This is a genomic window from Cupriavidus alkaliphilus (assembly GCF_014191175.1).
Taxonomy (GTDB): domain Bacteria; phylum Pseudomonadota; class Gammaproteobacteria; order Burkholderiales; family Burkholderiaceae; genus Cupriavidus; species Cupriavidus alkaliphilus.
The window spans coordinates 1-4,944 of sequence record NZ_JACHWE010000016.1 but is presented as its reverse complement, the minus strand read 5'-3'; the positions used below and the strand labels follow the sequence as shown (position 1 = coordinate 4,944).

Below are 4,944 nucleotides of genomic sequence, written 5' to 3'. Positions count from 1 at the left end.
CGCACCGCCGACCTCGACACCGGGCTGATCGAGCGCAACGAGGCGGTCCTGTTCCCGCCGCCCGCGCCGGTCGGCATGGAGCTGATCGCGCTGGCAGTGGCGGCGCTGCTGGCGCGCGAAATCCAGCAGCGCCGCATCGACGCCGCTGACCAGCACTCGCCGTGGACCCACGCCGGCGCCTGGCGGCTGAACGGCGGCGCGTCGCGCACGCTGCGCTTCGGCTGTGGCGAGCAGGTGCTAGACGTGACGCTGGACAGCAACGAGCGCGGCAGCACGCTGATTTACGCCGACCAGGCCGCGCCCTTCGCCTATACCTGCCAGGCCGACGATCTTCGCGTCAACCTCGGCACGCGGCGCGCGCACGGACAGGTCCACCTGGATGGCGACGAGTTCCACGTGTTCCACGGCGGCCGCCACGCCACCCTGGCCTGGCTCGATCCGCTCGCGCATGCCGGCGAGGCCGAAGGCGAGGGCGGCAAGCTGACCGCGCCGATGCCGGGCAAGGTCATCGCCGTGATGGTCGAGGCCGGCAGCACGGTCGCGCGCGGCGCGCCGCTGCTGGTGATGGAGGCGATGAAGATGGAACACACCATCTGCGCCCCCGCCGACGGTGTCGTCAGCGAGGTGCTCTACGGCATCGGCGAGCAGGTCGCCGAAGGCGCGCAACTGCTCGCGTTCAGCGACTGACCGCGCCGGGTCGGTGCTATCCTGCTGCCTCGAATCCATTGGGCCGAGGCCGGGAGGAACGTATGACCATGACGCTTTACTACAACCCCCAGAGCCGCGCGTCGGTGGCGCGCTGGATGCTGGAGGAGGTTGGCGCCGACTACGCGTTGCAGCACATCGATATCGCCAAGGGGGAAAGCCGGGAGCCGGCTTTCCTGGCGATCAATCCCATGGGCAAGATTCCCACGCTGGTGCTCGATGACGGCACCGTGCTGACCGAGAACGGCGCGATCATCGCCTGGCTCGCCGATGCCTACCCGAAAGCCGGGCTGATGCCGCCGCCGGGCGCGTCCGCGCGCGGCACGGTGCTGCGGTGGCTGTTCTTCTGCGGCAGCTGCTTCGAGCCGGCGCTGACCGACCGCATGATGCGTGCCCAGGCGCCGCTGCCCAAGCAGACCGTCGGCTGGGGCGACTACGACGAAGTCATCGACGCCATCGAGAAAGCCCTGTCCCCGGGACCCTTCGTGCTTGGCGACAGCTTCAGCGCCGCCGATGTCTATCTGGGCGCGTCGCTGGCTTGGGCGGGACAGTTCGGTGCGCCGCGCGTCCGCGAAAGCCGCTGCATCCAGGGCTACGTCGAGCGCATCACCGCACGTGATGCCTTCGTGCGCGCGGCCAAGGGCTAGTAAAGCCGCCGTGCCTTAGGGCGCTGCATGCCGGGGGCTTCCGGTCCATGTGACGCCGCCACGGCCTGCATTGCCCCCCGGAGTGTGAGACATTGGAGTCCCGGCCAGCGGCGCCGGTCGCAATGGCACGCTGGTCCACCCGGCGCCGGATTCCCGGCGCCGTGCCTTCAAGGAGACGCAACATGCCTGGCAAGAACACGATCTGCTTGTGGTACGACCGCGATGCGCTGGAGGCGGCGAACTTCTATGCCAAGACCATTCCCGACAGCGCGGTCGGCGCCGTGATGCGCGCACCGGGCGACTATCCGGATGGCAAGGAGGGCGATGTGCTGACGGTCGAGTTCACCGTCGCCGGCATTCCGTGTGTCGGGTTGAACGGAGGACCGCACTTCAAGCACAGCGAGGCCTTCTCGTTCCAGATCGCGACCGACGACCAGGCCGAGACCGACCGGCTATGGGACGCCATTGTCGGCAACGGTGGCCAGGAAAGCGAATGCGGCTGGTGCAAGGACCGCTGGGGCCTGTCGTGGCAGATCACGCCGCGCGCGCTGCTGGCGGCGGTCACCGACCCGGACCGCGCCGCGGCCAAGCGCGCGTTCGATGCGATGATGACGATGCGCAAGATCGACATCGCCACCATCGAGGCAGCGCGGCGGGGCGCTGCGCCGGGTTGATGCCGCCCCGCGGTTGACGGGACGCGCGACGCAAGCCGGCCCGCATCCTCCAGCATCAAGCGCATTTCCATTCCTGATCCTGTAACGTGGCACTTCAGCAAGGCTTCATCCTGACGCGGCACTGGCGCGATACGCCAGGCGGGACCGAAGTCGAATTCTGGCTGGCGACGGATGACGGGCCGCGCCGGCTGCGGCTGGCGCCGCAGCCATCGGTTGCCTTTGTGCCGCAGGTGCAGCGCGAGCGTGCCGAGGCACTGCTGTCGCGCGAGCGCGGGGTCGAGCTGCGCCCGCTGGCGCTGCGCGATTTCCAGCGCAGGCCCGTGCTGGGGCTGTACTGCGCCCAGCACCGGCAGCTGATCCAGCTCGCCAGGACGCTGCGCGATGCCGGCGTCGACGTGTATGAAGCCGATATCCGCCCGCCGGAGCGCTACCTGATGGAGCGTTTTATCACCGCGCCGGTGTGGTTCGACGGCGAGCCGGATGGGGCCGGCGTGCTGCGCAACGCGCAGATGAAGCCGTCGGCCGACTACCGGCCGGCGCTGCGCCTGGTGTCGCTCGATATCGAAACCAGCGCGGCGGGCGAGCTCTATTCGATCGCGCTCGAAGGGTGCGGCCAGCGCCAGGTTTACGTGCTTGGGCCGGCGCCGCAAACGCCCGTCGACGTCGATTTCTCGCTGACCTACTGCGCCACGCGGCCGGAATTGCTGCACCGGCTTAACCAGTGGCTGGCCGACCACGATCCCGATGCGATCATTGGCTGGAACCTGGTGCAGTTCGACCTGCGCGTGTTGCAGGAGCAGGCGCGCCGGTTCCAGGTGCCACTGCAACTGGGGCGCGGCGGCACCGAAATGGAATGGCGCGAGCACAACGTGCAGCAGCACTTCTTCGCCAGCGCGCCGGGGCGCCTGATCCTCGACGGCATCGAGGCGCTGCGCTCCGCGACGTGGAGCTTTCCGTCGTTCAGCCTCGAAGCGGTGGCGCAGGCGCTGCTCGGCGAGGGCAAGGCAATCGACAATCCGTACGACCGCATGGACGCCATCGACCGCATGTTCGCCCATGACAAGCCAGCGCTGGCGCGCTACAACCTGCGCGACTGTGAACTGGTGACGCGGATCTTCGGCAAGGCCGAGCTGTTGCCGTTCCTGCTCGAGCGCGCCACCGTCACGGGCTTGCCGGCGGACCGCAGCGGCGGCTCGGTGGCGGCATTCACGCATCTCTACATGCCGCTGATGCATCGCCAGGGCCTGGTCGCGCCCAACCTCGGCGAGAAAGCGCCCGAGGCCAGCCCGGGCGGCTTCGTCATGGATTCGCGCCCCGGGTTGTATGAATCCGTGCTGGTGCTGGACTACAAGAGCCTGTACCCGTCGATCATCCGGACCTTCCTGATCGATCCGGTCGGCCTGGTCGAAGGGCTGGCGCATCCGGACGATGCCGATACGGTGCCGGGGTTCCGCGGGGCGCGCTTTTCGCGGACGAAACATTGCCTGCCGGCCATCGTGGCACGGGTGTGGCAAGGCCGCGAGGCAGCCAAGCGCGACGGCAACAAGCCGCTGGCGCAGGCGCTCAAGATCATCATGAACGCGTTCTACGGGGTGCTCGGCTCCAGCGGTTGCCGCTTCTTCGACGCGCGGCTGGCGTCGTCGATCACCATGCGCGGGCACGAGATCATGCGCCAGACCCGTGCGCTGATCGAGGCGCGCGGCTACGAGGTGATCTACGGCGACACCGACTCGACCTTCGTCTGGCTGCGCCGCGCGCGCACGGAAGCCGACGCCGCGCAGATCGGGCGCAGCCTGGTTGCCTATGTCAACGATTGGTGGCGCGACCACCTGTGGCAGACCTATGGGCTGGAGAGCGCGCTGGAGTTGCAGTTCGAGACGCACTTCCGGCGCTTCCTGATGCCGACCATCCGCGGCGCCGAGCTGGGCAGCAAGAAGCGCTACGCCGGCCAGGTGGAGCGTCCCGACGGCACGCGCGAGATGGTGTTCAAGGGGCTGGAGACGGTGCGCACCGACTGGTCGCCGCTGGCGCAGGGCTTCCAGCAGACGCTCTACGAAAAGGTCTTCAACCGCGAGCCATATGCGGACTATGTGCGCGACATCGTGCGCCGCACCCTGGCCGGCGAACTCGACTCCGAACTGGTCTACCGCAAGCGGCTGCGGCGCCGGCTCGAGGAGTACCAGCGCAACGTGCCGCCGCATGTGCGCGCCGCGCGCCTTGCCGACGACTATAACGCGCGCCACGGCAGGCCGCGCCAGTACCAGCACGGCGGCTGGATCAGCTACGTGATGACCGTGGCCGGCCCCGAGCCGCTCGAAGCGCGGTCGGCGCCGATCGACTATGCCCATTATGTGACCCGGCAACTGCAACCGATTGCCGACGCGATCCTGCCGTTTCTGGACGATGAATTCGAAACGCTGCTGTCCGGGCAGATGGCACTGTTTCCGTAAGTGCCGCAACCGGCTCTTTCCTTGTTCTCGACAAAAGTGCTTGCCAGGCCGACGCCGAAGGTATTAAGATTCGCCCCCTCGTTGGCAAGGCATCGCGCAACGGGAAAGGAACGGCGCGCAAGAATTGACTCGAAAGAGGGCGTGCAGCGCAATAAAGAATTTTTCGAAACCAGTTGCTTAATCGAAAAAAACTCTTTAAAGTCTCGTTCCTCGCTGCAGACAACGCAGCGCGCTGAACGGCAAAGCCGGGCGGCGAAGTTCTTTAACAAACAAACAACCGATAAGTGTGGGCGCTTGATAGCGGATGCGAAAAGACTTCGGTCTTTTAGCTTAAAAGTTATACAGTGCTCGCACAGCAAAACGTGACTGGATTTTCGGATCTGGTCAGTCAGTTTTCTGAGAGTGAGCGACCGCTCGAAAGAGCGAGACCCGCGAGGGTCACACAGAGATTGAACTGAAGAGTTTGAT

At 66.7% G+C, this 4,944-nt stretch carries 4 protein-coding genes; all 4 read left to right on the top strand.

Annotated elements, in window-relative coordinates:
* A partial coding sequence (locus FHX60_RS27500) for an acyl-CoA carboxylase biotin carboxyl carrier protein subunit (protein ID WP_311731167.1) occupies positions 1-687 on the top strand: 687 nt, incomplete at its 5' end.
* 62 nt (positions 688-749) lie between these two features.
* The gene (locus FHX60_RS27495) at positions 750-1,352 is read left to right on the top strand and encodes a glutathione S-transferase family protein (RefSeq protein WP_183285190.1); all 603 of its coding nucleotides are present in this window, start codon (positions 750-752) and stop codon (positions 1,350-1,352) included.
* 182 nt (positions 1,353-1,534) lie between these two features.
* Positions 1,535-2,026, top strand: coding sequence for a VOC family protein (locus tag FHX60_RS27490; protein WP_112777484.1), 492 nt, complete (start codon positions 1,535-1,537; stop codon positions 2,024-2,026).
* Between the two features lie 86 nt (positions 2,027-2,112).
* Entirely contained in the window at positions 2,113-4,476 is a 2,364-nt protein-coding gene (locus tag FHX60_RS27485) for a DNA polymerase II (protein WP_183285189.1), read from the top strand.
* Positions 4,477-4,944: the final 468 nt, after the last annotated feature.

Excerpts from the sequence above, each read along its gene's own strand:
- FHX60_RS27495 (WP_183285190.1), top strand. The coding sequence starts at position 750 with ATGACCATGACGCTTTACTACAACCCCCAGAGCCGCGCGTCGGTGGCG.
- FHX60_RS27490 (WP_112777484.1), top strand. The coding sequence starts at position 1,535 with ATGCCTGGCAAGAACACGATCTGCTTGTGGTACGACCGCGATGCGCTG.